Consider the following 25,225-nt stretch of genomic DNA (forward strand, 5'->3'; position numbering starts at 1 on the left):
CCACGCTGCCGTTGCGCAGGTAATGCATGTGTGCTCACGCGCGACCTGCCTCAATGCCGCAAGCTCATCGATCCGTCCAGGCCGGCGCCCCACGCCCGCCGCTCCCGCTGCCGAGCACTTCGATCAGATACTCGACGAACGACGCGATCCGCGACGAAATGGCCGTGTTCCTGTAGTAGACAGCATGCACCGGCTGCCGCACGTCCTGCGTGTGGCGCGCAAGGACCTGCACGAGGCGCCCGGACTCGCGATCCTGCGCGGTCATGAAATCCGACAGGCAGACGATGCCTGCCCCTTCTAGCGCAAGTTGCCTGAGTGTCTCTCCGCTCGATGACCACACCGCCGGCGCGATCCGGTACGGCTCGCCATCCGCGCCAAGAATCGGCCACACGTTCAGCGACTCGGGCTGATTGAAACCGAGCAGCGCATGCCCGCCGAGATCCCCGACCTTGCGCGGCTGGCCGTGCGCGTCAAGATATGCCGGACTGGCGAGAATGCGCACACGGCTGTTGCCGATCAGCCGGCTATGCAGCGTCGAATCCTTCAGTCGCCCGATCCGGATCGCGACGTCGGTGCGCCGCTCGAGCAGGTCGATGATGCCTTCGTTGCTGTTCAGCTCCAGTTCCACCTGCGGATAGCGCTCGCGATAGCCGCGCACCAGCGGCACGATCACGTGCAGCATGAACGGCGTCGCGGCGTCGACCCGCAGGCGCCCGGACGGCTTCTCGCGCCGCGCGAGCATCTGCTCTTCGGCGCTTTCGACCGAGTCGATGATCGCCCGCGCATTCTGCAGGAAGGCCCGGCCTTCCTCGGTCAGCTCCAGCCGGCGCGTGGTCCGGCGCAGCAGCGTGGTCTTCAGCTTCTCCTCGAGCCGCGCGAGCGTGCGGCTCGTTGCCGACACGGTCAGGTTCAGCTGCTGCGCGGCGGCGGTGATCGAACCGGTGTCGACCACGGCCGCAAACGCCTGGAGTTCGTCGAGGGTGATGTTCATTGTTGATCTGGAATCAAGACTGTTTGGTTTATAGGCCCATTTTCGCGCAAAAGTAAAGCGGGCACACTGCGGTCCAACCAGTTCATCGACTCGAACGCCAACACGCGCACGGACGCCTACGGCGGGTCGCTGGAGAACCGCTTGCGTTTCCTCGGCGAAGTCGCGCAGGCGCTGATCGAAGGCACGGGCGACGCGTCGCGCGTCGGCATCCGCCTCGCGCCGCTGACCACGCTGAACGGCTGCGTCGATGACGATCCGGAGACGACATACCTGCCGCGGCCAGGCTGCTGGGCGAACTCGGCGTCGGCTACCTCCACATCGCGGAAGCGGACTGGGACGATGCGCCGCTGATGCCGGCGGCATTCAAGCGCAAGCTGCGCGAAGCATTCCCCGGCGTGCTGATCTATGCGGGCCAGTACACCGCGGAACGCGCGCGCGAAGCGATCGCCGCGGGCTGGGCCGATTTGCAGCCGGTCGCTGCAGCTAGTCGGATGCCACCTTCCTCCTGGTCCCACCTGGAATGACGCCGCCGGTTGCAATGCCAGTCGCGTCCCGGGCGCCGCCGCGCCATAATAGCCGCCGCGTCCCCACTGCAAACCAGGAGAAATCAGTGAAACAAACCAAGACATGCTGCCTGCTCGCCATCGCTGCCGCGCTTGGCCTGGCCGGTTGCGCCACCGAATCATCGACCGCGCTGCCGGTCCAGAAAGTGGAAAGCGCCAGCCGTCCCTACAACGGCGTGCGCACGCCCATCGCGGTGGGCAAGTTCGACAACCGCTCGAACTACATGCGTGGCGTGTTCTCGGACGGCATCGATCGCCTGAGCGGCCAGGCCAAGACCAGCCTGGTCACCCACCTGCAGCAGACCAACCGCTTCAACGTGCTCGAGCGTGAAAACCTCGACGAGATCAGGCGCGAGGCAACGATCAAGAACCAGGCGCAGCGTCTGAAGGGCGCTGACTTTGTCGTCACCGGCGACATCACCGAGTTTGGCCGCAAGGAAGTCGGCGACGTACAGCTCTTCGGCATCCTTGGCCGGGGCAAGTCCCAGGTGGCCTATGCCAAGGTCAACCTGAACATCATCAACATCTCGACCTCGGAAGTGGTTTATTCGACCCAGGGAGCGGGTGAATACACGCTGTCGAACCGCGAAGTGATCGGCTTTGGAGGCAGGGCCAGCTATGACTCGACGCTGAACGGCAAGGTCATGGACCTGGCCATGCGCGAGGCGATCAACCACCTTGTGGCCGCCATCGAGAGCGGGGCGTGGAACCCGGGTCAGAAGTAATCCAGTCCTTCACCAAAACGAGAATAATGATGATGCAAACGGTCACGTTGCGCAGGGCAGCGTTGTTGTCAGCCGCCGGCAGTATTTTGCTCGCCGGCTGCGCGGGTCCACAGCCCATGTATCAGTGGGAGGGGTACCAGGCCCAGGTCTATGAGTACTTCAAGGGCGAGTCCAGGGAGGCGCAGGTGACCGCGCTGGAAGCGGGTTTGCAGAAGATCCAGGCCAAGGGCGGCGCCGTGCCGCCGGGCTACCATGCCCAGCTTGGCATGCTGTATCTCAACCTCGGCAAGCCGGACCAGATGGTCAGCGAGTTCCAGACCGAGAAAACCCTTTTCCCCGAGGCCACGCCGTACATGGATTTCCTGTTGCGGAATGTCAAGAGCGACAGCCGCACTGAAATCAAGGCGGACGCCAGCAAGGCCGCGCCCGCGGCAGGGAGCACCAAATGATGCGCCGGCTTCTTACCTATATCGCCAGCCTGGGTGTCGTGCTGCTGTTCGCCGGTTGCGCGGTGCAGAACAAGCAGGTGGACTACGCCGCGTTCAAGGCCAGCCGTCCCCGCTCGATCGTGGTGCTGCCGCCGCTGAACGAGTCGCCGGACGTCAAGGCCACCTATGCCATGCTGTCGCAAGCGACGGTCCCGCTGGCGGAATCGGGCTACTACGTGTTGCCGGTCGCACTGGTTGAAGAGACGTTCAGGCAGAACGGCCTGAACGTGCCGGGCGACATCCATGCCGTGCCGGTGGCCAAGCTGCGCGAAATCTTCGGGGCCGATGCCGCGCTGTACGTGACCGTGACCGAATATGGTTCGAAATACCAGGTCATCAGCAGCGTGACCCGCGTGGCTGCCAACGCCAGGCTGGTCGACCTCAAGACCGGCGATGTCCTGTGGAGTGGTACGGCCGTGTCGGCCACCGACAGTTCCAGCAGTGGCGGCGGGCTGATCGGCATGCTCATCAATGCGGCGGTGACGCAGGTCATGAACCACACGTTCGATGCGAGCTACAGCGTGGCGGGCACCGCGAGCTACCAGCTGTTGTCGGCCGGCCAGCCTGCCGGCATCCTCTACGGGCCGCGCTCACCCAAGTACCAGTCTGACTGAGCCCAGGCGAATCGGACCGGTGCCATGTGCCGGTCCGACCATGCTATCTGTCCTGATCGCGCTTACGCTCCCCACGCGCCGATCGCAAGCCTTCGTTTGAGGCATACTGCACGCACCTGTGTGCGAGACCCCGTCCCCGCAGCACCCCATTGCCTCTCACGAACATCCCGGCGCAGTCCCCGCGCACGCCGGGCCTCGCCATGCAAAACGTCGGAAGACTTGTCCGCAGCGCCAGCCTGAGCGGCTACATCGAGCTGACGGAGTCGCTCGGGCATGATCCCGGCGCCTTGCTGCGCAAGGCGGGGCTGTCCGCGCGGCTGCTCAGGGACCCGCAGGCGCTGATTCCCAGCCGGGCACTGCGCGAGCTGCTCGAACTCACCGCCAGCGCCACGGGCACGGAGGATTTTGCGCTGCGGCTGGCGGCGCGCCGCACGTTTTCCAACCTGGGGCCGATCAGCCTGGTGCTGAAGGAGGAGCCTTCGCCGAGGCACGCGCTCGATGCCCTGTGCCGCTACCTGAAGCTGATCAGCACCTCGCTGGTCATGCGCATCGAAGAGATCGGCCAGACCGTGGTCATCCGTGAAGACCTGCTGCCGGGGCCGGGCGCGGCAACGCGGCAGGCGATGGAGTTGAGCGTGGCCATGATGTTCCGGATCCTGCGCGAGCTGATCGGGCCGCAGTGGCGGCCGCAGCAGGTTTGCTTTACACACCGGCCGCCGGCGGATATCGCGGCGCACCGTGCATTCTTCGGCCGCAACCCGATGTTCAACCAGCCATTCAATGGCCTGGTCTGCGCGGCGGCCGACCTGGACACGCCGCGCACGCCCGACCATTCCGGGGCCATCCAGTTGGCACGGGATTACCTTGAGGCATCGCTGCGCCAGCGCGGCGAAGGCATGCGCGAGGCGTGCCGCGAGCTGATCATGGCGCTGCTGCCCGGCGGGCGTTGTACCGCCCAGCAGGTGGCGCGGCATCTTCGCGTGGACCGTCGCACGCTGCATCGCCATCTCATCGTCGACGGGCTGACCTTCTCGGCCTTGCTCGACGAAGTCCGTTCCGAGCTGGTCAGGCGGCACCTGCAGGAGAGCGACCTGCCGCTCGGCGAGATCGCGGGGCTGCTGGGATTCTCGAACCAGAGCAGTTTCAGTCATTGGTTCCGCGCCAGCTTTGGCTGCAGCGTCACGCAATGGCGTTTGCAGGCGGCCGATCAGGCAACAACGGGCCGCCGGCGCACGGGACCGGCCGTCAGTCGGCAATAAGCACGATCTTGCCCATATGCTGGCCGCGTTCGATGCAGGCATAGGCCTCGCCGATCGCATCCATGGGGAAGGTGCGGTCGATCGGCAGGCGCAGCTTGCCTTCGCGGAAGAAGGGCATCAGGTCGCGCGCGCAGGCCTGCACGCATTCGAGGCGTTCGGCCTCGGTGCGCGTGCGGAAGGTGGCGCCGATCAGCTTCAGCCGGTTATGCCACAGCAGGTTGAGATCGACCTGGGCAGTACTGGCGCCGCCCAGCCGCGCCAGGTTGACCAGGCGGCCCTTGACTGCCAGGCTCTTGATGTGGTCTTCGAAGACCGTGCCGCCGATGGTATCGATGATGACGTCCACACCACGCCCGTCGGTGGCTGCCATGATGGCCTCGACCTGCGATTCGCACGACGCGTTGACGCCGACATCGACGCCATAGCCTGCCAGGCGCTCCAGCTTGGACGCCGAGCGCGAGGAAGCAATCACCCTCGCGCCGAGCGCAGCGGCGGTCATCACCGCGGCCATGCCGACCCCGCCCGAGGCGCCGTTGATGAACACCGTCTCGCCGGCCTTGAGCTCGCCGTTGCTGACCAGCGCGTCATGGGCGGTGATGAACACATTGGGGAACGCGGCCGCATCGGCCCACGATACCCCGGGTGGCACCGGCATCAGCGCCAGCGGCGCGGCGACGACATACTGAGCGTGACAGCCGCGCCCGTGGCCCATCACCCGGTCGCCTTCGCGCCAGCCGCTGACCTGCTCGCCGACGCTGGCGACCTCGCCGGCAAACTCCACGCCGGCCGTCATCGGCGCACCGGTCCGGTGTTCCCGCATGTACTTGAGCTCGCCATAGTTGATGCCCGATGCGCGTACCCGCACCAGCACCTCGCCGGGGCCGGGCCGCGGGGTCGGGATCTCCTGCACGGCCAGCTGGCCACCCTCCGCGCCCGGTAGTACTCGTACCGCCTTCATGCTGTCTCCTGTGTCATTCCGGCTTGAACTGAATCGAACGCAGCACCTTGCCCTGGCGGTCGTACGACTCGCGCACGTCCCTGGCAAGCTCGTCCGGCGTGGCCGGCGTGCCGACCTCCATGCCCAGCTCTTCGATCTTGCGCCGCAGCGTGGGCGATTGCATGGCGGCGAGCGTCGCCTCGCGCAGCTTGCTTACCACGGCCGGCGGCAGGCCGGGCGCCGCCCACAATCCCATCCAGCCCACCTCGCTGAGGTCCGGGTAGCCCAGTTCCGCAAACGTGGGAACGTTGGGCAGCGCGGCGAGCCGCTGCGGGAAGGCCACCGCGAAGGCTCGCAGCTTGCCGGCCTTGATGAACGGCATGGACGTCGCCGGCCCGTCGAACATCAGCGAAACCTGGCCGCCCATGATGTCCTGCAAGGCAGGCGGAGAGCCTCTGTAGCTCACCGCGCCGGTATCGAGCCCCGCCAGGCGGTTGAACTGGACGCCGATGGTGTGGCCGCGCAGGCCGATGCCGAAGTTCGCGATATCGATCTTGCCGGGGTTGGCCTTGACGTACTTGACCAGCTCGGCGAGGTTTTTCGCGGGAAGGCCGGGATTGCCGACCAGGACCAGGCCCTGGCGCGTGAGCTGCACCAGCGGGACGATGTCCTTGAACGGGTCGTAGGACACCTTGATGGCTTGCGGCACCTCCGAGGCGATGCCCTTCTGGATCAGCAGCAAGGTATAGCCGTCGCGCGGCGCGGACAGCATGCTCTGCACGGCAATCGTTCCTGCCGCGCCGGCCTTGTAGTCGACGACCACCGGCTGCCCGAGCGGCCGTTGCAGCTCATGGGCAAAGAGCCGTGCGAGGATGTCCGCGGTGCCGCCCGGTGGCGCGCCGACGAGTATCCGCACCGGCTTGGCCGGCCACTCGGTAGCCGGGGCGGCGTGCACCGCCCGGGCGGCCGGCAGCAGCGCGCCGAGGGCAAGCGCGAGCACCACCGCGCGGCGCCGGATCTGGGGGGGGCGGATCTGGGGGGAGCGTTTCATTGCTTGTCTCCTTGTCTTATGTCCCTCGGCCCTGTTGGCGGGCCGTGTCGGCGGGGGAGTGCGCCTTACTGGGTCTTGCGCAGGAAGCCCTGGGTGCCGCCGTTGCGGTTGGGGGCGAAGCCGTTGGCCTGCAGCGATTCTTCCACCGTGTCGTAGAACACGCCGATCCTGCAGATCTCGCGTGCCTCTTTGGCGGTGGCGATGTCACGGCCGAGTTCGCGGGAGATGCGCACCAGCTGCTCGATCTGCTCCACGGTGCCCTGCTTCGCCGTGCGCCGCGGGTTCCACAGCACGTCCTCGGTGCCGCAGCGCACGTGCAGGCCCATGGCAATGCCCATGGTATTGACCGGCAGTACGTTGCGCACATTGCTCTCGACCGTCACCACCGCGCCGTCCGGGACGGCGCGCATGAAGTTGGCCAGGCTGTAGACGCTGGGCGTGTCCATGCCGCCGCCGATCGCCACCCAGTTGAGGTTCAGCGGGCCCTTGTAGAAGCCGCGCCGCATCAGCCGCTCCACCGACTCCAGGCTATTGATGTTGTAGCACTGGAATTCGCTCTGGATGCCGGCGGCGGTCAGCCGGCGCACGTGCTCTTCCACCCAGCCGGGATTGGCCGGCACCGTCATGTTCTTGTAGGCGTCGAAGAGCGCCATGTCTTCGCGCGAGGTGCCGCGGAAGTCAGCGTCTTCCGCATGGTCGGTAACGTTCATCTGCGAGGTATTGACCGTCACCGTGACCTGGTCCGGCGTGGGATCCAGGTCGGCCAGCATGTGGCGGGTGTCGTCCGACAGCCATTTGGCGGCCTGTCCCTCGTCCTCGGGCGCGAAGGAGATCGAGCCGCCCACCTGGATGATCATGTCGGGCACCGCGGCACGCACGCCCGAAATCAGTTCGTTGAACTTGGACAGGCGCTTGGAGCCCTTGCCGTCCAGTTCGCGCACATGCAGGTGCAGCACGGTGGCGCCGGCGTTGTAGCAGTCCACCGCCTTCTGGATCTGCGCCTCCATGGTGACCGGAATGTCTTCGGGGAAATCGGAAGGCAGCCAGCCGGGGGCATACGGTGCGGCCGTGATGATCAGCGGCTGCTGGTTTTCGGGAAAGAGGTGGCCATCGAGGAAGTACATGGGGAGTCTCCGGGTCGGAAGGCAGTCGGTTCAGTAGGGGGTGTCGCCGACGATGGCCGCGCGCTCCATCTTGCGCGGGGCGGGCCAGTAGTCGTTGAGCGCGTAGTGCTGCGTGCAGCGGTTGTCCCAGACAGCGATGTCGCCCTGCTGCCAGGACCAGCGCACCTGGTATTCGGGAATGGTGGCGCGGCTGATCAGGTAGTTGAGCAGCAGTGCGGCACCGGGCGCCTTGTCGATGCCGTGCCGCACGTTGGCCGGCGTGCTGTAGTTGGTGAAGTAGGTCGAGAAGCCGGCACCGACGAACAGCACCTTTTCGCCGGTTTCCGGATGCGTGCGCACGACCGGATGCTCCGCCGGCGGATGGTCCTGCGCGAGCTTCGCGCGCGCCTCGGGCGTCATGACCGCGCCGAAGCTCTGCTCGATGCTGGCGCGGGCACGCAGCCCGTCGATCTTCACCTTGATGTCGTCCGGCAGTTCCTCGTAGGCCTTCACCATGTTGACCCAGATGGTGTCGCCGCCGATCTCGGGGCATTCGATGCAGCGCAGCACCGCGCCCATGGCGGGGTTGGGGCGCCACAGGCCATCGCAGTGGTAGTTGTTCTCGTAGCTGTGCGGGTTGTCGCTGCGGTAGACGCGCACCAGGCCCGGATGATCCGGGTCGCTGCCGGCCACGGGATGGTCTTCCAGCTTGCCGAAGGCGCTGGCGAACGCGACGTGCTCGGCACGCGTGATGTCCTGCTTGCGGAAGAAGAGCACGCGGTGCCTGAGCAGCGCTGCCTTGATGTCGGCGAAGAGCGCCGGATCACGCGCCGCGTCGCCGAGATGGACGCCTGTGATTTCGGCGCCAATGGCCGGGGTGATCTGCCTGATCTCCATTTCGATGTCTCCAGCAGTTGGTGGATCTGCGTACAGGTCATGGCCTGCTTGGAGATGGAGTATCGGGCGATCGAAGCGCGCTCGCTTGCTTTACTGGGACATTCGTTTGTTAATTTGGGACAAGTGGGAGCGGGCCTCGACTCGCTTGTGGCGGGCCGCCGTCGCGCGGCATCACCGCTGCGGATCCTGTTGCTTGCCGTCGCGCGCACTGCGCAATTGCACATTCCCGTCATGACGATGGATGTGCAATTCGGCGTTCTGCCGCCTGGCCACATCCCAGCCGGCCGCGATTGCCGCTTCCATGGTCGGAAACCTCTGGGGCTTGATATCGAGCCCGGTGAACTCCAGTGCCCAACCATGTTCTGCGGGCAGAACACGAATGATTCGCGATTGCATAATGACCTTTCTAGAGTTACCGCTACATATGGCGGCCGCTGTCGTTTTGCGGTCGAAATGCAACCCTCCTTCACCCAAGTGCAGCTTTCGCGTAGCCTAGGACCGTACCGGGGTACGGAGTCAAGCGATGGAGCACACACTGACGATCGGGAAGCTGGCCAGGGCGGCTGGTGTTGGCGTGGAGACAGTACGCTACTACCATCGGTGCGGGCTGCTGCCGGTGCCCGAGCGCGCCCATGGCGCCATTCGCCAGTATTCGCAACAGAGCCTGCAGCGGCTGCATTTCATCCGCCAGGCCCAATCACTCGGGTTCACGCTGGATGAAGTCCGGGTACTGCTGCAGCAGAACCACGGCCAGTGCAGCACGGCTCGCGCACTGGCCGAGCGAAAGCTCGGCCTGGTGGAGGAAAGGCTGCGGAACCTGCGGCGGATGCGCGCGGAACTGAAGAACCTGATCGGTCAATGCCATGCCAACGGCAACGAGGAGTATTGCCCCTTGATCGACACGCTGGCTGCGAACATCGATTCAGATCAGGCCTGCCATGCCGCGGCCTTGCCGGCCGACTTGCCATAGCGTTCCCGCGCCGCGCGCACCACATCGGGCGAAAGCTTGCCGTCATCGGCCAGCGCCCGCAGCGCCGCGACCACGACGGAATACCGGTCTACCTCGAAGAACGCGCGCAAGGCCTGGCGCGTGTCGCTGCGGCCAAAGCCATCGGTGCCCAGCGTCACGTAGCGCCCCGGCACGCACGCGCGGATCAGCTCCGGCACCGCGCGCACATAGTCGGTGGCGGCGATCACCGGGCCGTCCGATCCGTCCAGCACCGTCTCGACATACGAGCGGGCATGTTCGTCGTTCAAGCGGTTGCTGCGTTCCACGGCGATCGCGTCGCGCTGCAGTTCGGTAAAGCTGGTGACGCTCCACACCTGCGCCACCACGCCCCAGTCGTCTTCGAGCAGGCGCGCGGCGTTGATCACCTCGGGCAGGATGGCGCCCGCGCCGAGCAGGTTGACGTGGCTGGCATCGCGCCGGTGCGGCATGAGCGAATACATGCCCTTCAGGATGCCGTCGCGCGCGGCCTCGGCCGGCTGCGGCATCGACGGCTGCGCATAGTTCTCGTTGCCGACGGTGACGTAGTAGAAGACGTCGCGCTGCTGCTCGCCCATCTCGCGCATGCCATGCTCCACGATCACCGCCACTTCATAGGCAAAGGCGGGATCCCACGCGCGGCAGTTTGGGATGGTCGACGCGGCCAGGTGGCTGGTGCCGTCCTGGTGCTGCAGCCCCTCGCCGCCGAGCGTGGTCTTGCCCGAGGTGGCGCCGATCAGGAAGCCGCGGGCGCGCTGGTCGGCCGCGGCCCAGATCAGGTCGCCGATGCGCTGGAAGCCGAACATCGAGTAGTAGATGTAGAACGGCAGCATCGGCAGGTCGTGCACGCTGTACGCGGTGGCCGCGGCGATCCATGACGAGATCGCGCCGGCTTCCGAGATGCCTTCTTCCAGGATCTGCCCGCCGGTGGATTCGCGGTAGTACAGCATCGAACCCAGGTCTTCCGGCTCATAGCGCTGGCCCAGCGGCGAATAGATGCCGACCTGCCGGAACAGGTTGGCCATGCCGAAGGTGCGCGCCTCGTCAGCGACCACCGGCACGATGCGCGGTCCCAGCGTGGCGTCCTTGAGCAGGCTGCCGAGCATGCGCACCACGGCCATGGTGGTCGACATCTCCTTGCCGTCCGCGGCCAGCGCGAAGCTGGCCCACTGGCCGGACGGCGGCACCGCGAGCGCGGTGGTCGCGGCCTGCCGGCGCCGCGGCAGGTAGCCGCCAAGCGCGGCCCGGCGTGCGTGCAGGTAGCGCATCTCCGGGCTGTCGTCGGCGGGTTTGTAGAAGCGCAGGTTGGCGACGTCGTCGTCCGACAGCGGCAGCTGGAAGCGGTCGCGGAACGCCTTCAGGTCTTCCAGTTCCAGCTTCTTCTGCTGGTGCGTGGTCATGCGGCCCTGGCCCACCGTGCCCATGCCGAAGCCCTTCATGGTCTTGGCCAGGATTACGGTCGGTTGGCCGCGGTGGTCCATGGCGCGCGCGTAGGCGGCGTGCAGCTTGCGCAGGTCGTGGCCGCCGCGGCGCAGGCGGTCGATGTCGTCGTTGCTCAGGTGCGCGGCGAGGGCGGCGAGCTCGGGGTTCTGCTGGAAGAAGTGCTCGCGGTTGTAGGCGCCGTCGTTGGCGGAGAAGGTCTGGAACTGGCCGTCGACGGTCTGCGCGAAGGCCCGCACCAGCGCGCCGGAGCGGTCGCGCGCGAACAGCTCGTCCCAGTCCGAGCCCCACAGCACCTTGATCACGTTCCAGCCGGCGCCGGCAAACAGCGCTTCGAGTTCATCGACGATGCGGCCGTTGCCGCGCACGGGCCCGTCGAGCCGCTGCAGGTTGCAGTTGATGACGAACACCAGGTTGTCGAGCTGCTCGCGTGCGGCCAGCGACAAGGCGCCGATCGATTCGGGCTCGTCCATCTCGCCATCGCCGAAGAAGCCCCAGACCTTGCGCGACGACGCCGGCTGCAGCCCGCGGTTCTGCAGGTAGCGCATGAAGCGCGCCTGGTAGATCGAATTGATGGGGCCGATGCCCATCGAGCCGGTCGGGAACTGCCAGAAGTCCGGCATCAGCCAGGGATGCGGGTAGGAGCACAGTCCGGGTCCGGCGATCTCGCGCCGGTAGTGCTGCAGGTGGGTTTCGTCGAGGAAGCCTTCCAGGTAGGCGCGGGCATAGACGCCGGGCGCGGAGTGCGGCTGGAAATAGACGAGGTCTCCGCCCTGTTCTGCGCTGCTGTCGGCGCGGAAGAAGTGGTTGAATCCGACTTCGAACAGGTCGGCCGCCGAGGCATAGCTGGCGATATGCCCGCCCAGTTCGCCATAGGCGCGGTTGGCGCGCACCACCATGGCCAGCGCATTCCAGCGCAGCGCGGCGCCCAGCCGGGCCTCAATCTCGAGGTCGCCGGGGTAGGGCGGCTGCGCCTGCACGGGAATCGTATTCACATAGGCGCTCGGGCCGGCGCCGGGCGGCGGCAGGCCCTGCGCCGCGGCATGCGAGGCCAGGCGCCGCAGCAGGAAGCTGGCGCGCGCGCTGCCGGCGTGCGCCAGCACGCCTTCGAGCGCGTCCAGCCATTCGCGCGTTTCCTGGGGATCGCTGTCTTCGTTGGCCGAAGGCAGCGCGAGCATCGATTGCACACCGTTTGCCAGGTTAGTCATGGCACCGCTCCTGTCCGTATTGCTTGTCTGTGGCGGCGCGCCCGCCAAAGCCCGCCGATGCCAACAAGGTTACGCCTGGAGCCGCGGAGAATGTGTCTGAATTGCCTTGCCTGAACCACCTATCACAGTATAAAAATTCTCAATAAACGCCAGAATCCGGAATTGTTACATCATGAACGAAACCTCGCTCAGGCTCGATCGCATCGATATCGCCATCCTCAACCAGCTGCAGCAGAACGCCCGCATCACCAATGCCGAGCTGGCGCGCGCCGTGAACCTGTCGCCGACGCCTTGCTTCAACCGCGTCAAGGCGCTGGAGAAAATGGGACTGATCAAGCAGCAGGTCACATTGCTCAATGCCGAGGCGCTGGGCCTGCGCATCAATGTGTTTATCCAGGTCAGCCTGGAAAAGCAGGTGGAAGACGCGCTGCGCCGTTTCGAGGCGGCGATCGACAAGCGTCCGGAAGTGATGGAGTGCTACCTGATGACGGGCGATGCGGACTACCTGCTGCGCGTGGTCGTGCCCAGCATGCAGAGCCTGGAGCGCTTTATCCTGGAGCAGCTGACCAAGATCCCGGGGGTGTCCAATATCCGGTCGAGCTTCGCGCTGAAGCAGGTGCGATACCGCACGGCCCTGCCGCTGCCCGCGGCAGGACTGACCCTGAGCGTGGCGGAAGAAGAGGGCGAATAGCTTGCGCAGGCTAGGGCGCGCCACGCTCCTCGTTGCCGCCATCCACCGCGAATTCCGACAACGCCACTTCGCGGAAATGCCGTACCACCGGGCTGTCGTGCGCCGGCAGCCAGGTGAGCGCCAGGCCGATGCCGGCACTGTCCGGATAGCCCGCCAGGTCGCGGATCACCATGCGGTCGTTGGCGAAGCGCTGCATGATCGACGGCACCAGCGCCACGCCCAGCCCGCTCTCCACCAGCGCCAGCACGGTCTGCACCTGCGTGGCCTCCTGCGTGACGCGCGGCTGGAAGCCGGCCGTCTGGCATGCCGACAGCGCGGCGCTGCGCAGGCCAGAGGCTTCGCTTTGCTCGTACATGACAAAGCGCTCCTGCGCCAGGTCGGCCAGCGTCAGCGACGGCTTGCCCGCCAGCGGATGGCTGCGCGGCAGGGCGGCGACAAAGCGGTCGCGCTCCAGCAGCGCCAGCGCGGTATTGCCCGGCGTCAGCAGCGGCGTGCGCACCAGGCCCACGTCCAGCGCCTCGTCTTCCAGCCATTGCATGATGCGGGTCGAGGTCGCTTCGCGCAGCACCAGTTCGACACCGGGATATTCATTGCGGAAGCGCGTCACCAGCCGTGGCAGCAGGTGCGAGGTCGTGGTGCCGACAAAACCCACCCGCAAGGTGCCGGCCATGCCGCTGCTGGCCGATTGCACCAGCTCGCTGAACTGGCCGGCATGGAACAGGATGCGCCGGGCCTCGGCCAGCGCGGCGCGGCCGGTCTCGGTCAGCGTGACGCCGCGCGGCTCGCGCACGAACAGGGTGGCGTCCAGCTCAGACTCGAGCTTCTGGATCGAGACCGTCAGCGCGGGCTGGGCGATATGCAGGCGTTCTGCCGCGCGGCGGAAATTGAGGGTCTCGGCCAGCACGACGAAGTGCCGGATGCGGCGCAGTTCCATGGGGTCAGTGGGGATGCGGGAGCCACATCTTAGTGCGCGGGGCGTCCCCCGGGCAACCGCGCGCACCGGGTGGGCCGATAAACGCTGCTTATCAATCGAGCGGGAAACGATATTGGACGTTGCTTCGGTGCCGTCGCTACACTCGACCGCAAGCTGCGGTACAGCATCAGGATTCAGTACCAAGGAACGTAATGGACACAGCCGACCGCCTGGACCGATCGCGCCAATAGCGCCGATCGCGCCGATCGCGCCCGGCGAGACCTGGACCGACAGGAGCCTCATGCACAGCATTGCATCGCTCGACGACCTGCGCGCGCTTTGCGCCGCGCCGGCCGCGGTGAGCGAGTATTTCCCCATCGGGCAGTCCGCCATCGATACCTTTGCCGAGCTGACCCATGACCGGCAGTGGGTCTACGTGGACCCCGAGCGCGCCGCGGCGGATTCGCCATACGGCTGCACGGTCGCGCACGCCTTCCTGATCCTGTCGATGGTGTCGGCGGCGTTCGGGCAGTGCTTTGCCTTCCCGGGCCGCAAGCTGGCGTTGAACTATGGCTTCGACCGGCTGCGCTTCACCGGCCCGGTGCCGGCCGGCGCGCGCGTGCGCGGTGCGTTCACGCTGCAGCAGCTCGACGATGTCCGCCCCGGCGAAGTGCGCTGTCACTGGAAAGTCGAGATGCAGGTCGAGGGCAGCGAGCGGCCGGCCATGGTGGCGACCTGGCTGGTGCTGATGCGTTTCTGAACTTACCCAATATCCATCCCAAGCAGGACGAGACTCCCATGAGCATCAAAGGCAAGGCATATATCGTCGGGGCCTACGAGCACCCGACCCGCAAGGCGCCGGACAAGTCGGTGGCGCAGCTGCACGCGGAATCCGCGCGCGGCGCGCTGGCCGACGCCGGCCTGACCCTGGCGGACGTCGACGGCTATTTCTGCGCCGGCGATGCGCCGGGGCTGGGCGCCACCAATATGATCGACTACCTGGGCCTGAAGGTGCGCCATGTGGACTCCACCGACACCGGCGGCTCCGCCTACCTGGTGCATGTCTCGCACGCCGCGCAGGCCATTGCCGCCGGCAAGTGCAACGTGGCGCTGATCACGCTGGCGGGCCGGCCGCGCTCGGAAGGCTCGACCGGCACGCAGGCGCGCAACTGGGGCGCCAACCTGCCGGACGCGCCGTTCGAGGCGCCGTTCAATCCCGTCACCGTCAACCTGTACGCGATGGTGGCCATGCGCCATATGTACGAGTACGGCACCACGCCCGAGCAGCTGGCATGGGTCAAGGTGGCCGCGTCGCACCACGCGCAGCACAACCCGCATGCGATGCTGCGCAACGTGGTCACGGTGGAAGAGGTGCTGAACTCGCCCTTGATCGCCGACCCGCTGCACAAGCTCGATTGCTGCGTGGTGTCCGACGGCGGAGGTGCGCTGATCGTGGCGCGTCCCGAGATCGCGGCCACGCTCAAGCGTCCGAAGGTGAAGATCGTGGGTGCCGGCGAGTACGTCAAGGGCCAGCTGGGCGGCGAAGTCGACCTGAGCTGGTCGGGCGCGAAGTTCTCGGGCGCGGCCGCGTTCGCGGAAGCGGGCGTGACCCCGGCCGATATCAAGTACGCCTCGATCTACGACAGCTTCACCATCACCGTGCTGATGCAGCTGGAAGACCTGGGCTTCTGCAAGAAGGGCGAAGGCGGCAAGTTCGTGGCCGACGGCAACCTGATCTCGGGTGTCGGCAAGCTGCCGTTCAATACCGATGGCGGCGGCCTGTGCAACAACCACCCGGCCAACCGCGGCGGCATCACCAAGGTGATCGAGGCCGTGCGCCAGTTGCGCGGCGAGGCGCATCCGGCGGTGCAGGTGAAGAACTGCGACCTGGCGCTGGCGCAAGGCACTGGCGGCTACCTGGGCTCGCGCCACGGCAGCGCCACCCTGATCCTCGAGCGTGAATGATGAACGATCGCCGGAGCAACTGACATGACGACCCCACACACTCCCATGGCCTACAAGGCCCCGGACGAACAGCCCGACAACATCGAATTCTGGCAGGCCGCGCGCGAAGGCCGGCTGCTGGTCAAGCACTGCCAGTCATGCGGCAAGACGCACTGGTATCCGCGCACGCTGTGCCCGTTCTGCATGGGCGATACGGTCTGGAAGACCGCCAGCGGCCGCGGCACCATCTACTCGTACAGCGTCACGCGCAAGGCTGGCCCGCAGGCATACTGCATCGCCTACGTGAAGCTGGACGAGGGCGTGACCATGATGACCCATATCGTCGATTGCGATCTCGATGAAGTGCGCATCGGGCAGAAGGTGAAGGTCAAGTTCGCGCCCAGCGCGGACGGGGCGCCGGTGCCGGTGTTTGCGCCGGCCTGAAGGTGATGCCAGACGACGCATGCAACGTGCGCCGCTGGTTTGCTCCCCTCGCCCGCTTGCGGGAGAGGGGCCGGGGGTGAGGGCAGGCGCTGGCATAGCGACGCCCTTCACTTCGTTGATGCTCCGGCCCTCACCCCCACCCCTCTCCCACTTCGCGGGAGAGCGGTGCGTTCACAATGGGCGGTAGTTCTGGTTTGAAATCCCGCTGTCGTCACCCTGCATTTGCAGCCAGCCGCTCAGGCCCTCCCTAGCGCCATCCCACCTGGCACCGCCACCTTCTGCGCTTCCAGCGCCTGCGCCACCACCCCGGCCACCATATCCGCCGTCACCGCGGACAGCGTCCAGCCCAGGTGCCCGTGCCCGGTGTTGTAGAAGATGCACCGCGCCCGCCCGCGGCCAACGCGCGGCAGCATGTCGGGCAGCATCGGACGCAGCCCCGCCCACGGCACCACGCTGCGCGTGCTGACGCCGGGGAAGCACTGCTGCACCCATTCCACCAGCGGCCGGATGCGGTCGGCGCGGATGTCGCGGTTGAAGCCGTTGAACTCCGCGGTGCCGGCCACGCGGAAGCGGTCGTTGCCGAGGCGGCTGGTGACCAGCTTGGTTTCGTCGTCGAGCAGGCTGACGGTCGGCGCAGCGGCGCGGCTGGCGGCGTCGTTCAGGTTGACGGTGATGGAATAGCCTTTGACCGGATAGATGTTGACACGGTCGCCCAGCCCGGCGGCCAGCGCGCGGCTGGCGGTGCCGGCGCAGATCACCGCGCCGTCGAAGGTCGAGGTGGTGCTGTGCGCGCCTTCCTGCACGGTGACGCTGGCGCTGCGGCCATCGGTGGTGACATTGCGCACGTCCTCGCCGTAGCGGCAGCGCACGCCCATGCGCTCGATGGCGGCGGCCAGGCCGCTGGTGAACTTGTGGATGTCGCCGGTCGAATCGCTTTCGGTGAAATAGCCGCCGTAGTACGTGCCGGCCAGCGTCGGCTCGATCGCGCGCATTTCCGCCGGCGTGACCGCGCGGCGCTCCAGCCCGCCCTGTGCCAGCAGGGCCGAGACGCGGCCCGCGTGCTCGAAGCCGGCCTTGTCGCGGTAGATATGCAGGATGCCTTCGCGCTTGTGGTCGAAGTCGATGCCTTCCTGCGCGGCCCACGCGAACAGGTGCTCGCGCGCCGCGATGGCCAGGCGCGCCGTTTCGATGGTGTTGCGGCGGTAGTGCGGGATCGAGGCGATGAACTCGGCGAACCAGCTCAGCTTGTGCCAGCTCGGGCGCGGGTTGACCAGCAGCGGCGCATCGCTGCGCAGCATCCACTTCAGGCCCTTGAGGATGGTGGACCAGTGCGTCCAGACCTCGGCGTTGGAGGCGGAAAGCTGCCCGCCATTGGCGAACGAGGTTTCCATCGCGGCGTAGCGGTGGCGCTCGAACAGGGTGACGGAGAATCCGCGCCGGGCGAGCGCGTAGGCAGTGGTGACACCGGTGATGCCACCGCCGATGACGGCGATTGTCTTCATGATCTGGCAGTCCAGAAACGTCGGAGTTGGAGCCCGCACGCGACATGCGTGGCGGACGCCCCCTCTGTTCCTGACCTGAGAGATTCACGACAATCGCCGCTTGTACGGGGGGCGAGGGCCGCTTGCTCCTTCGGTATGCCGGCTGACGATGGCGGCATTCTTCAGAGTGCTGTGACGCGTGATACCGGTCCTTCTGCCTGAGAGTTTCCGGGGCGGTTGCTCCTTCGGCGCTGTCCGCGGCGGCTGCCGCCGGATCAGTCTCTCCCAGCATCACGTTGGCGTGTGAGCCAATCCGGGCAAATCTAGAGATAAAGCCCCCGTGTGGATATGCGGGTAAACGTGGATGGAGCTTCAGGCACTCGCCTGGGTCGGCCGCCTTGTTTCCGCACCGGCGCGGCGCTATGTCGCACTGCGTCAAACCGTCCCGGCACCTAGAATGTCGGCACTCGCTACGCGGAGGAAGTGCGCCACGAGCCGGATACGGCGCACCAGACGGGCGAGCCAGAAGAACAGAAAAGGCATTCCAGTGAGAAGAAACCGGATCGCGCTGGCCGCTTCGGCCGCGCTGATGGGCCCCGGCATTGCCGGCGCGCAGGCGGATGGACCCGTCGCCGCGCCGCAGCCCCTGCAGGAAGTCGTGGTCTCGGCCAAGAGCGAGCGCGGCGAAACGCCCGCCACGCCGCCCAATACGCCATCGCCCGCCTACGGCATCAGCGCCGCGCGCATGGCGGACTTCAACGTGGTCAACACCGAAGACGCGCTCAAGTACGCGCCCAACCTCGCCGTGCGCAAGCGCTTCATCGGCGATATGAACTCGATCATCTCGGTGCGCAGCACCAGCTCGCGGCAGTCGGCACGCGGGCTGGTCTATGCCGACGGCCTGTTGCTGTCGAACCTGCTGGGCTCCGATTTCACCTTCCCGCCGCGCTGGTCGCTGGTCAACGCCGCCGAGATCGAGCGCGTCGACGTGCTGTATGGCCCGTATTCGGCGCTGTATCCGGGCAATTCGCTGGGGGCGACCGTGCTGATCAGCACGCGCACGCCGGAGAAGTTCGAGGGCGATGCCAGCGTGCAGCTGCTCACGCAGCGCTTCAACCTGTACGGCACGCACGACAATTTCAACGGCGTGCACGCCAACGCCTACGTGGGCGACCGCGTCGGGCCGTTCTCGTGGCTGGTCAGCGTGGACCGGCAGGACAGCAAGAGCCAGCCGCTGAGCTTCTACACCGCGGCGCGCTCCAGCGTGCGTGCGACCTCGGCCGACAAGCCCGTGACCGGCGCCTACTTCGACCAGGACCAGACCGGCGCCGATCGCACCGTGATGGGCGTCAACAGCGAGGGCGTCACGCACACCGTGCAGGACCAGCTCAAGGTCAAGCTCGCCTACGACATCACCAACACGCTGCAGGCGCAGTTCACCGCCGCCTACTGGCAGCAGGACCGTTCCAGCGCCACCGGCAGCTACCTGCGCGATGCCAACGGCAATGGAGTGTCGAGCGGCCCGGTCAATATCGGCGGCTTCCGCTACGTGATCCCTGCCAACGCATTCGCGCCCAGCAATGGCGAAGACGCGCGCTGGCTCTACGGCCTGTCGCTGCGCACGCGCAACGAGACCGGCTGGAACTTCTCCGGCGTGGCGTCGCTGTTCGATGTCAGCAAGGACATCGGCCGCACCGCCAGCACCGCGGGCAACGGCCCGGGCACGGTGACCTATGGCGACGGCACCGGCTGGCGCACGCTCGACCTGAAGGCCGACTATCGCCCGCAGCAGCTCAAGGGCGGCCACTGGGTCACCTTCGGCTACCACTACGACAACTACCGGCTCAGCAACACCACTTACAACACTTCGGACTGGCAGGCCGCCACCATCTCCGCGTTCAACAACGCCTTTGCCGGCAAGACCGAGACGCAGGCGCTGTATGCGCAGGACGCGTGGTACTTCGCCGATGACTGGAAGCTGATCCCGGGCGTGCGCTGGGAGCACTGGCGCGCCTATGACGGCAGCCGCAGCCAGCCGGGCGTGGATGTCGCCTACCCGGTGCGCAGCGAGTCCAACTGGTCGCCCAAGCTGGCGCTGGAAAAGGCCATCGGGCAGGACTGGCTGGGCCGGCTGTCGCTCGGCCAGGCCTATCGCTATCCGACCGTCGCCGAGCTGTTCCAGGGCCGCATCACCGGCACCTCGCTGATCAACAACGATCCCAACCTGAAGCCGGAACGCTCGTTTTCGAAGGACCTGACCTTCGAGCGCACGGTCGACCGTTCGTACTTCCGCGTGTCGGTGTATGAGGACGACATCCGCGATGCGCTGGTCAGCCAGACCAACACCACGGTGTTCCCCACCGTCACCAGCTTCCAGAACGTCGACCGCGTGCGCACGCGCGGCATCGAGCTGGCCTACGACGGGCGCGACGTGCTGGTGAGCGGCTTCGACCTGTCCGCCAGCGGCGCATACAACCATTCGAAGACGCTGGAGAACGCCAATAACCCGGCCTCGGTGGGCAAGTATTTCTATCGCATCCCGCAGTGGCGCGCGAACCTCGTTGGCACCTACCGCTTCACGCCGGCATGGGCCGGCACGCTGGCGATGACCTATTCGGGGCGGCAGTACAATACGCTCGACAACAGCGACGTCAATCCCGACACCTTCGGCGGCACCAGCAGTTTCCTGACCTTCGACGTCAAGGTGACCTACAAGCCCGCCAGGAACGTGCGCCTCGGGCTTGGCATCGACAACCTGACCGGCCAGCGTTACTTCGTCTACCACCCATACCCGGGCCGGACGTTCTACGCCGAGGCCAAGCTTTCCTTCTGAGTGCAGTGACCAGCCATACCCTGACCATGCAGCGCGCGCGCCGCAGCTTCCGAATCCTTGCCGCGGGCGTGATCGCCTGCACGGCGTTCGCCGCGATGGCGCAGTCTCACAGCGGGCATGGCAGCCATGCCGGCCACGGTGCGCAGAGCCCGGCCCCGAAGGCGATGAGCGAACTCGGCACCGGCGCCGCCTTCGATCGCGATGGCCGTTTGTGGATTGCCTACAAGGATGGCCAGCACGTGGCGGTGCGCGAGTCCACCGACCAGGGCCGCAGCTTCGGGCCGGTGCGGCACGTCAACCGCGTGCCCGAGCCCGTCGCGGCCGATCACGACAGCCGGCCGAAGGTAGCGGCGGGGCGCGACGGCGAGATCTACATCACCTGGACCCAGCCGCTGGCCAGGCCCTATACCGGCTTTATCCGCTTCGCGCGCTCCACCGACGGCGGCAAGACTTTTGCCGCGCCGGTGACGGTGCATGCCAACCGCGACCAGATCGCGCACCGCTTCGACGCGATCGCGGTGGACGCGGCCGGCCGCGTCTTCGTCAGCTGGATCGACAAGCGCGACGTGACCGCCGCCGAGGCGCGCAAGCAGCCCTATGCCGGCGCTGCGATCTACTACGCGGTGTCAGCCGATCACGGCAAGAGTTTCCAGGGGGACTACAAGATCGCCGACCAGTCGTGCGAATGCTGCCGCATCGCGCTCGCGCCGACGCCGGACGGCAAGGTGCTGGCGCTGTGGCGCCACGTGTTCCCGCCCAACGCGCGCGACCACGCGGTGGCACTGCTCGGGGCCGACGGCACGCCCGCGCCGATGCAGCGCGCTACCTTCGACGACTGGCGCATCGACGCCTGCCCGCACCACGGGCCGGGCGCCGCGGTGACGCCCGACGGCACGCTGCACATGGTCTGGTTCAACGTGAAGGCAGGCAAGCCCACGGTATCGGTGGGCCGCTTCAGGGACGGCAAGCTGCAGGCGCAGCGTCCGCTGGACGACCCGCGCGCGCAGCATGCCGATATCGTCGCGCTCGACGACAAGCACATCGTGGTGGCGTGGAAATCGTTCGACGGCCAGCAGACGCGGCTGTCGGCGATGCTGTCGCAGGACGGCGGCAAGACCTGGCAGACGCGGCAGGTCGCCGGCACCGCGCGCGATTCGGACCAGCCGCACCTGCTGCAGCACGGCGGCCGCGCCTACGTGCTGTGGCGCACCGAGGCCGAAGGCTTCCAGGTCTTCCCGCTGGCGCAGGAGGGCGCATGACCGGGGGTATGACCGGGGGTATGACCGGGGCTATGTCGTTACGTCGCAAACTCGTCGCCGCGCTGGCGGGCGCCGCGATCGCGCTCGGCGTCGCCGGCATGGCGCACGCGGCCGAACGCGTATCGGTCTTCGAATCCGCCAATGCCGCGCAACTCAGCGCCACCCAGCAAGGCAAGCCCTTCGTGCTGGTGGTGTGGTCGCTCGACTGCGTCTACTGCAAGCGCAATTTCGAAGCCATCGGCACGCTGCAGGCAAGGCATCGCAGCCTGCGCGTGGTCACGCTGGCCATGGACCGGGCCGATGCGCTGCCGCAGGTGCAGCAGGTGCTCAAGCGCGTCAACCTGACGCGCAATGCGTGGATGTCTGGCAACGAGCCGCAGGAGCGGCTGCGCTACGCGGTCGATCCCGACTGGATGGGCGAGATGCCGCGCACGTATTTCTATCGCGCCGACGGCCAGCGGCAGGGCGTGTCCGGCGTGATCAGCGACGCCGACTGGGACAAGCACCTGCGCTGGGCCGGCATCGGCGGCTAGGGCAGTCGCCGAGCCTTTCCACGCTTTTCTTACGACAGATCCGCCGGGAGCTTGCCGCCGTTGGCCGCAAGCTCCTGCATCAGGCGCTTGTGCAGCCAGATATTCATCCCCGCGGAATCGTTCATGTCGCCGCTGTAGTGCAGCTCGCGCGCCAGTTCCTTGCGGTGCTCCAGGCTGCTGTCGATGCCAAGCGCCTTCATCGCGTCGACGATGGACGTGCGCCAGTTCAGCGTCTGCCCGCTCTCCCTGACCAGGTTGTCCATGATCGATTCGACGTCGACGCCCGACAGCGGCGCGGGTTTGGCCGTGGCCTGGCCGGCGCTGGCCGCGGGGGCGGTGCCGCCCGTTGCAGCGGGTGACGCGCCAGACGGTGGCGGGGCCGCACCCGCGGAGGTCGGCGTGCCTCCTGCAGGCGTCGCACTCGCCGTGGCTGCCGGCTTGGCTCGTCCCAGCAGCTTGTTGAGGATGTCCTTGAAGATGCTCATGGTGGCCTCCTGTCGGTTTGGATAGCAGACGTGGGAGAACAGCGCCATGCAGGAAACGCACCATCCGTGCAACCCTTGATTTCGGCACACCAGGCCGCGCCGGGTTGTAAATGCTGCATGCAGCGACAGTCATGCCGGCATGTTCGCCGGCTCGCCGAACTCGCTGAACTTGGCCGCCATGAACTCAACGAACAGCCGGATCCGCGACGACAGCTGGTGCCGCTGGTGGTAGACCGCATAGATGTCGGCCTCCGGCGTGGCGTACTGCGGCAGCACCTGCACCAGCCGGCCGCTGCGCAGAAAGCGTTCGATATCCCATTCGGCCCGCATCAGGATGCCATGGCCCTCCAGCGCCCAGTTGACCGCGATCTCGCCGTCGTTGGTGGTCAGGTTGCCGCGCACGCGCACGGTCTCGGTACGCGCCTTGGCGCCCTTGCCGGCGGTCAGGCGCCATACGCCGTAGGCGTCGCTGCCTTGCCGGATGCCGATGCAGTTGTGGCGGCGCAGGTCGGCTGGCGTGTTGGGGATGCCGTGGTCACGCAGGTATTTGGGCGACGCGCACAGCAAGCGCCGGTTGGGTGCCAGCTTGCGCGCCACGATGCGCGCATCGGGCGGCTCGCCGAAGCGGATGCAGACGTCGAACGCGTCTTCGTTCAGCGGCGGGGGATCCGCCGACAGCTGCAGCTGCACGTCGACTTCCGGATAGGCCGCGACATACTCTGAAATCACCGGCGCCACGTGCATGCGGCCGAACCCCAGCGTGGCATTGACGCGCAGCAGGCCGCTCGGCCTGCCCTTGGAGCGCGTCAGCAGCTGGTCCAGGTCTTCGATCTCGCTCAGGATGCGCCGCGCGTGCTCCAGGTAGACCTCGCCCTCGGGCGTCAGGCTCATGCGCCGGGTCGTGCGCGTGACCAGCGGCATGCCGATGCGCGCCTCCATCTGCGCCAGCCGCTTGCTGACCGCCGCGGTTGTGATGCCAAGGTCGCGCGCGGCCGCGCTCAGGCTGCCGGCGGTGGCCACCGACGTGAAAAAGCCCAGTTCCGACGGCTGGATCCCTGCGGACGATGCCATGCCAGCTTTAATCTGAGGTTAAGAATGGTTTAACTCTACAAGCGATCCAAAACCTTGTCCACGGCCCAGAATCCGTTCCACGCCATCACGCAAACACGGATTCTGCCCAGGAGACAAGAGATGAAGACCTACCGCATCGCGACCATCCCCGGCGACGGCATCGGCAAGGAAGTGGTTCCCGCAGGCCGCCAGGTGATGGAAGCGCTGGCCGCCGCCGGCGCCGATTTCCGCTTCGAGTTCGAAGACTTCGACTGGGGCGGCGACTACTACCGCCAGCACGGCGTGATGATGCCCGCCGACGGCCTGGACGCGCTGCGCGACAAGGATGCGATCCTGTTCGGCTCGGCCGGCGACCCGCATATCCCCGACCACATCACCCTGTGGGGCCTGCGCCTGAAGATCTGCCAGGGCTTCGACCAGTACGCCAACGTGCGCCCGACCCGCATCCTGCCGGGCATCGACGCGCCGCTCAAGCGCTGCGCGCCGGAAGACCTGAACTGGGTGATCGTGCGCGAGAACTCGGAAGGCGAGTACTCGGGCGTGGGCGGCCGCGTGCACCAGGGCCATCCGATCGAGGCCGCCACCGACGTCAGCATGATGACCCGCGTCGGCGTCGAACGCATCCTGCGCTTTGCCTTCAAGCTGGCGCAATCGCGTCCACGCAAGCAGCTGACGGTGATCACCAAGTCCAACGCGCAGCGCCATGCCATGGTGATGTGGGACGAGGTCGCGGTGCAGGTGGCGAAGGATTTCCCGGACGTTACCTGGGACAAGGAACTGGTCGATGCCGCCACCGCGCGCATGGTCAACCGCCCGAAGTCGCTCGACACCATCGTCGCCACCAACCTGCACGCCGACATCCTCAGCGACCTGGCCGCGGCGCTGGCCGGCAGCCTGGGCATCGCCCCGACCGGCAATATCGACCCCGAACGACGCTACCCGTCGATGTTCGAGCCGATCCACGGTTCGGCCTTCGACATCATGGGCAAGGGCCTGGCCAATCCGGTCGGCACGTTCTGGTCGGTGGTCATGCTGCTGGAGCACCTGGGCGAGCACGCCGCGGCGCAGCGCGTGATGCAGGCGGTCGAAGCGGTGACCGCCAACCCGGAACTGCATACCGGCGACCTGGGTGGCACGGCAACCACCGCGCAGGTGACGCAAGCCGTGTGCGAACTGCTGTCCGGGCAGCAGGCAAAGGCGGCCTGAGCCGGCACGCGGGGTTCATGCACTAGCGCATCAACCGCTAGCTGCCAGCGGTGGCAAGCGCTCCGCTCTCCCGCAAGCGGGGGAGCAGGGCAAGCCATCGCCGC

The 25,225-nt window shown here is 66.9% G+C and carries 24 protein-coding genes, 1 pseudogene and 2 riboswitches; of the genes and pseudogenes, 14 read left to right on the top strand and 11 right to left on the bottom strand.

Annotation, left to right across the window (positions count from 1 at the left end):
- Positions 1-64 precede the first annotated feature (64 nt).
- On the bottom strand, positions 65-991 hold the full coding sequence (locus J8I34_RS15220) for a LysR family transcriptional regulator (RefSeq protein ID WP_209773571.1): 927 nt from the start codon (positions 989-991) through the stop codon (positions 65-67).
- A 75-nt stretch (positions 992-1,066) separates the two neighbouring features.
- Here J8I34_RS15220 and J8I34_RS15225 point away from each other — a divergent pair.
- The 5 genes and pseudogenes from J8I34_RS15225 to J8I34_RS15245 all read left to right on the top strand — a co-directional run.
- Positions 1,067-1,458 (top strand): annotated as a pseudogene (locus tag J8I34_RS15225) (oxidoreductase); the annotation flags it as partial.
- Positions 1,459-1,601: 143 nt separating this feature from the next.
- Positions 1,602-2,279: a CsgG/HfaB family protein gene (locus J8I34_RS15230; protein ID WP_051320456.1), complete on the top strand. Its 678-nt coding sequence runs from the start codon at positions 1,602-1,604 to the stop codon at positions 2,277-2,279.
- A gap of 29 nt (positions 2,280-2,308) precedes the next feature.
- Entirely contained in the window at positions 2,309-2,728 is a 420-nt protein-coding gene (locus J8I34_RS15235; RefSeq protein WP_209806383.1) for a DUF4810 domain-containing protein, read from the top strand.
- A complete protein-coding gene (locus J8I34_RS15240) occupies positions 2,725-3,381 on the top strand; it encodes a DUF799 domain-containing protein (protein WP_209773572.1) in 657 nt (218 codons plus the stop codon). The genes J8I34_RS15235 and J8I34_RS15240 overlap by 4 nt, the downstream gene beginning before the upstream one ends.
- A 200-nt stretch (positions 3,382-3,581) precedes the next feature.
- Entirely contained in the window at positions 3,582-4,640 is a 1,059-nt protein-coding gene (locus J8I34_RS15245) for an AraC family transcriptional regulator (protein WP_035877506.1), read from the top strand.
- Here J8I34_RS15245 and J8I34_RS15250 read toward each other — a convergent pair.
- The 5 genes from J8I34_RS15250 to J8I34_RS15270 form a co-directional block, all read right to left on the bottom strand.
- A complete protein-coding gene (locus J8I34_RS15250) occupies positions 4,627-5,598 on the bottom strand; it encodes a quinone oxidoreductase family protein (protein WP_209773573.1) in 972 nt (323 codons plus the stop codon). The two genes, J8I34_RS15245 and J8I34_RS15250, sit on opposite strands and share 14 nt — an antisense overlap.
- Positions 5,599-5,611: 13 nt before the next feature.
- Positions 5,612-6,628 carry a tripartite tricarboxylate transporter substrate binding protein gene (locus J8I34_RS15255; RefSeq protein ID WP_209806364.1) on the bottom strand — a complete coding sequence of 339 codons (1,017 nt, stop codon included), beginning with the start codon at positions 6,626-6,628 and terminating at the stop codon, positions 5,612-5,614.
- Between the two features lie 65 nt (positions 6,629-6,693).
- A complete protein-coding gene (locus J8I34_RS15260) occupies positions 6,694-7,752 on the bottom strand; it encodes a beta-keto acid cleavage family enzyme (RefSeq protein ID WP_029047031.1) in 1,059 nt (352 codons plus the stop codon).
- Between the two features lie 30 nt (positions 7,753-7,782).
- Positions 7,783-8,628, bottom strand: a complete 846-nt coding sequence (locus J8I34_RS15265; protein WP_029047032.1) for a TauD/TfdA dioxygenase family protein — start codon at positions 8,626-8,628, stop codon at positions 7,783-7,785.
- A gap of 171 nt (positions 8,629-8,799) precedes the next feature.
- A complete protein-coding gene (locus J8I34_RS15270) occupies positions 8,800-9,024 on the bottom strand; it encodes a DUF2188 domain-containing protein (RefSeq protein WP_209773576.1) in 225 nt (74 codons plus the stop codon).
- A gap of 127 nt (positions 9,025-9,151) precedes the next feature.
- Here J8I34_RS15270 and J8I34_RS15275 point away from each other — a divergent pair, with 127 nt between their 5' ends.
- A complete protein-coding gene (locus tag J8I34_RS15275) occupies positions 9,152-9,598 on the top strand; it encodes a MerR family transcriptional regulator (protein WP_051320457.1) in 447 nt (148 codons plus the stop codon).
- Here J8I34_RS15275 and mdeB read toward each other — a convergent pair.
- A complete protein-coding gene (mdeB, locus tag J8I34_RS15280) occupies positions 9,556-12,261 on the bottom strand; it encodes an alpha-ketoglutarate dehydrogenase (protein WP_209773578.1) in 2,706 nt (901 codons plus the stop codon). The genes J8I34_RS15275 and mdeB overlap by 43 nt on opposite strands.
- A 172-nt stretch (positions 12,262-12,433) precedes the next feature.
- On the opposite strand from mdeB, the gene J8I34_RS15285 reads away from it, so the two are divergent.
- Complete coding sequence (locus J8I34_RS15285) at positions 12,434-12,952, top strand: Lrp/AsnC family transcriptional regulator (protein WP_029047034.1); 519 nt, start codon at positions 12,434-12,436, stop codon at positions 12,950-12,952.
- A 10-nt stretch (positions 12,953-12,962) separates the two neighbouring features.
- On the opposite strand, the gene J8I34_RS15290 is transcribed toward J8I34_RS15285, so the two are convergent.
- A complete protein-coding gene (locus J8I34_RS15290; RefSeq protein WP_029047035.1) occupies positions 12,963-13,886 on the bottom strand; it encodes a LysR family transcriptional regulator in 924 nt (307 codons plus the stop codon).
- A gap of 280 nt (positions 13,887-14,166) precedes the next feature.
- Between J8I34_RS15290 and J8I34_RS15295 the strand changes: the two genes are divergently transcribed.
- From J8I34_RS15295 to J8I34_RS15305, 3 genes are read left to right on the top strand one after another with little or no spacing between them, the layout of a single operon-like run.
- Positions 14,167-14,625, top strand: coding sequence for a MaoC family dehydratase (locus tag J8I34_RS15295; protein ID WP_209773584.1), 459 nt, complete (start codon positions 14,167-14,169; stop codon positions 14,623-14,625).
- A gap of 38 nt (positions 14,626-14,663) precedes the next feature.
- Positions 14,664-15,830 carry a thiolase family protein gene (locus tag J8I34_RS15300; RefSeq protein ID WP_029047037.1) on the top strand — a complete coding sequence of 389 codons (1,167 nt, stop codon included), beginning with the start codon at positions 14,664-14,666 and terminating at the stop codon, positions 15,828-15,830.
- Positions 15,831-15,854: 24 nt separating this feature from the next.
- Entirely contained in the window at positions 15,855-16,253 is a 399-nt protein-coding gene (locus J8I34_RS15305; RefSeq protein WP_209773587.1) for a Zn-ribbon domain-containing OB-fold protein, read from the top strand.
- Between the two features lie 236 nt (positions 16,254-16,489).
- Here the strand turns inward: J8I34_RS15305 and J8I34_RS15310 are convergent, their stop codons facing one another.
- Positions 16,490-17,755 carry a D-amino acid dehydrogenase gene (locus tag J8I34_RS15310; RefSeq protein ID WP_209773589.1) on the bottom strand — a complete coding sequence of 422 codons (1,266 nt, stop codon included), beginning with the start codon at positions 17,753-17,755 and terminating at the stop codon, positions 16,490-16,492.
- A 54-nt stretch (positions 17,756-17,809) separates the two neighbouring features.
- Positions 17,810-17,930, bottom strand: a riboswitch (glycine riboswitch).
- Positions 17,931-18,032, bottom strand: a riboswitch (glycine riboswitch).
- A 249-nt stretch (positions 18,033-18,281) separates the two neighbouring features.
- Between J8I34_RS15310 and J8I34_RS15315 the strand changes: the two genes are divergently transcribed.
- From J8I34_RS15315 to J8I34_RS15325, 3 genes are read left to right on the top strand one after another with little or no spacing between them, the layout of a single operon-like run.
- Entirely contained in the window at positions 18,282-20,567 is a 2,286-nt protein-coding gene (locus J8I34_RS15315) for a TonB-dependent receptor (protein ID WP_209806365.1), read from the top strand.
- Positions 20,568-20,572: 5 nt separating this feature from the next.
- Entirely contained in the window at positions 20,573-21,826 is a 1,254-nt protein-coding gene (locus J8I34_RS15320; RefSeq protein WP_348635744.1) for a sialidase family protein, read from the top strand.
- Between the two features lie 32 nt (positions 21,827-21,858).
- The gene (locus tag J8I34_RS15325; protein ID WP_209773595.1) at positions 21,859-22,359 is read left to right on the top strand and encodes a TlpA family protein disulfide reductase; all 501 of its coding nucleotides are present in this window, start codon (positions 21,859-21,861) and stop codon (positions 22,357-22,359) included.
- Positions 22,360-22,388: 29 nt separating this feature from the next.
- On the opposite strand, the gene J8I34_RS15330 is transcribed toward J8I34_RS15325, so the two are convergent.
- Together J8I34_RS15330 and J8I34_RS15335 are read right to left on the bottom strand one after the other, a co-directional pair.
- A complete protein-coding gene (locus J8I34_RS15330) occupies positions 22,389-22,844 on the bottom strand; it encodes a DUF3597 domain-containing protein (RefSeq protein WP_209773598.1) in 456 nt (151 codons plus the stop codon).
- Positions 22,845-22,973: 129 nt separating this feature from the next.
- Positions 22,974-23,915 (bottom strand): LysR family transcriptional regulator, encoded by a 942-nt coding sequence (locus J8I34_RS15335; RefSeq protein ID WP_209773601.1) that lies wholly within the window; start codon positions 23,913-23,915, stop codon positions 22,974-22,976.
- 120 nt (positions 23,916-24,035) lie between these two features.
- Between J8I34_RS15335 and J8I34_RS15340 the strand changes: the two genes are divergently transcribed.
- A complete protein-coding gene (locus J8I34_RS15340; protein WP_029047044.1) occupies positions 24,036-25,121 on the top strand; it encodes a tartrate dehydrogenase in 1,086 nt (361 codons plus the stop codon).
- The last annotated feature ends 104 nt before the right edge of the window (positions 25,122-25,225 follow it).

The organism is Cupriavidus phytohabitans (assembly GCF_017815025.1).
In the GTDB taxonomy this organism is placed as follows: Bacteria; Pseudomonadota; Gammaproteobacteria; order Burkholderiales; family Burkholderiaceae; genus Cupriavidus.

Excerpts from the sequence above, each read along its gene's own strand:
- J8I34_RS15220 (WP_209773571.1), bottom strand. The coding sequence starts at position 991 with ATGAACATCACCCTCGACGAACTCCAGGCGTTTGCGGCCGTGGTCGAC.
- J8I34_RS15235 (WP_209806383.1), top strand. The coding sequence starts at position 2,309 with ATGATGCAAACGGTCACGTTGCGCAGGGCAGCGTTGTTGTCAGCCGCC.
- J8I34_RS15240 (WP_209773572.1), top strand. The coding sequence starts at position 2,725 with ATGATGCGCCGGCTTCTTACCTATATCGCCAGCCTGGGTGTCGTGCTG.
- J8I34_RS15245 (WP_035877506.1), top strand. The coding sequence starts at position 3,582 with ATGCAAAACGTCGGAAGACTTGTCCGCAGCGCCAGCCTGAGCGGCTAC.
- J8I34_RS15250 (WP_209773573.1), bottom strand. The coding sequence starts at position 5,598 with ATGAAGGCGGTACGAGTACTACCGGGCGCGGAGGGTGGCCAGCTGGCC.
- J8I34_RS15255 (WP_209806364.1), bottom strand. The coding sequence starts at position 6,628 with ATGAAACGCTCCCCCCAGATCCGCCCCCCCCAGATCCGGCGCCGCGCG.
- J8I34_RS15260 (WP_029047031.1), bottom strand. The coding sequence starts at position 7,752 with ATGTACTTCCTCGATGGCCACCTCTTTCCCGAAAACCAGCAGCCGCTG.
- J8I34_RS15265 (WP_029047032.1), bottom strand. The coding sequence starts at position 8,628 with ATGGAGATCAGGCAGATCACCCCGGCCATTGGCGCCGAAATCACAGGC.
- J8I34_RS15270 (WP_209773576.1), bottom strand. The coding sequence starts at position 9,024 with ATGCAATCGCGAATCATTCGTGTTCTGCCCGCAGAACATGGTTGGGCA.
- J8I34_RS15275 (WP_051320457.1), top strand. The coding sequence starts at position 9,152 with ATGGAGCACACACTGACGATCGGGAAGCTGGCCAGGGCGGCTGGTGTT.
- mdeB (WP_209773578.1), bottom strand. The coding sequence starts at position 12,261 with ATGACTAACCTGGCAAACGGTGTGCAATCGATGCTCGCGCTGCCTTCG.
- J8I34_RS15285 (WP_029047034.1), top strand. The coding sequence starts at position 12,434 with ATGAACGAAACCTCGCTCAGGCTCGATCGCATCGATATCGCCATCCTC.
- J8I34_RS15290 (WP_029047035.1), bottom strand. The coding sequence starts at position 13,886 with ATGGAACTGCGCCGCATCCGGCACTTCGTCGTGCTGGCCGAGACCCTC.
- J8I34_RS15295 (WP_209773584.1), top strand. The coding sequence starts at position 14,167 with ATGCACAGCATTGCATCGCTCGACGACCTGCGCGCGCTTTGCGCCGCG.
- J8I34_RS15300 (WP_029047037.1), top strand. The coding sequence starts at position 14,664 with ATGAGCATCAAAGGCAAGGCATATATCGTCGGGGCCTACGAGCACCCG.
- J8I34_RS15305 (WP_209773587.1), top strand. The coding sequence starts at position 15,855 with ATGACGACCCCACACACTCCCATGGCCTACAAGGCCCCGGACGAACAG.
- J8I34_RS15310 (WP_209773589.1), bottom strand. The coding sequence starts at position 17,755 with ATGAAGACAATCGCCGTCATCGGCGGTGGCATCACCGGTGTCACCACT.
- J8I34_RS15325 (WP_209773595.1), top strand. The coding sequence starts at position 21,859 with ATGTCGTTACGTCGCAAACTCGTCGCCGCGCTGGCGGGCGCCGCGATC.
- J8I34_RS15330 (WP_209773598.1), bottom strand. The coding sequence starts at position 22,844 with ATGAGCATCTTCAAGGACATCCTCAACAAGCTGCTGGGACGAGCCAAG.
- J8I34_RS15335 (WP_209773601.1), bottom strand. The coding sequence starts at position 23,915 with ATGGCATCGTCCGCAGGGATCCAGCCGTCGGAACTGGGCTTTTTCACG.
- J8I34_RS15340 (WP_029047044.1), top strand. The coding sequence starts at position 24,036 with ATGAAGACCTACCGCATCGCGACCATCCCCGGCGACGGCATCGGCAAG.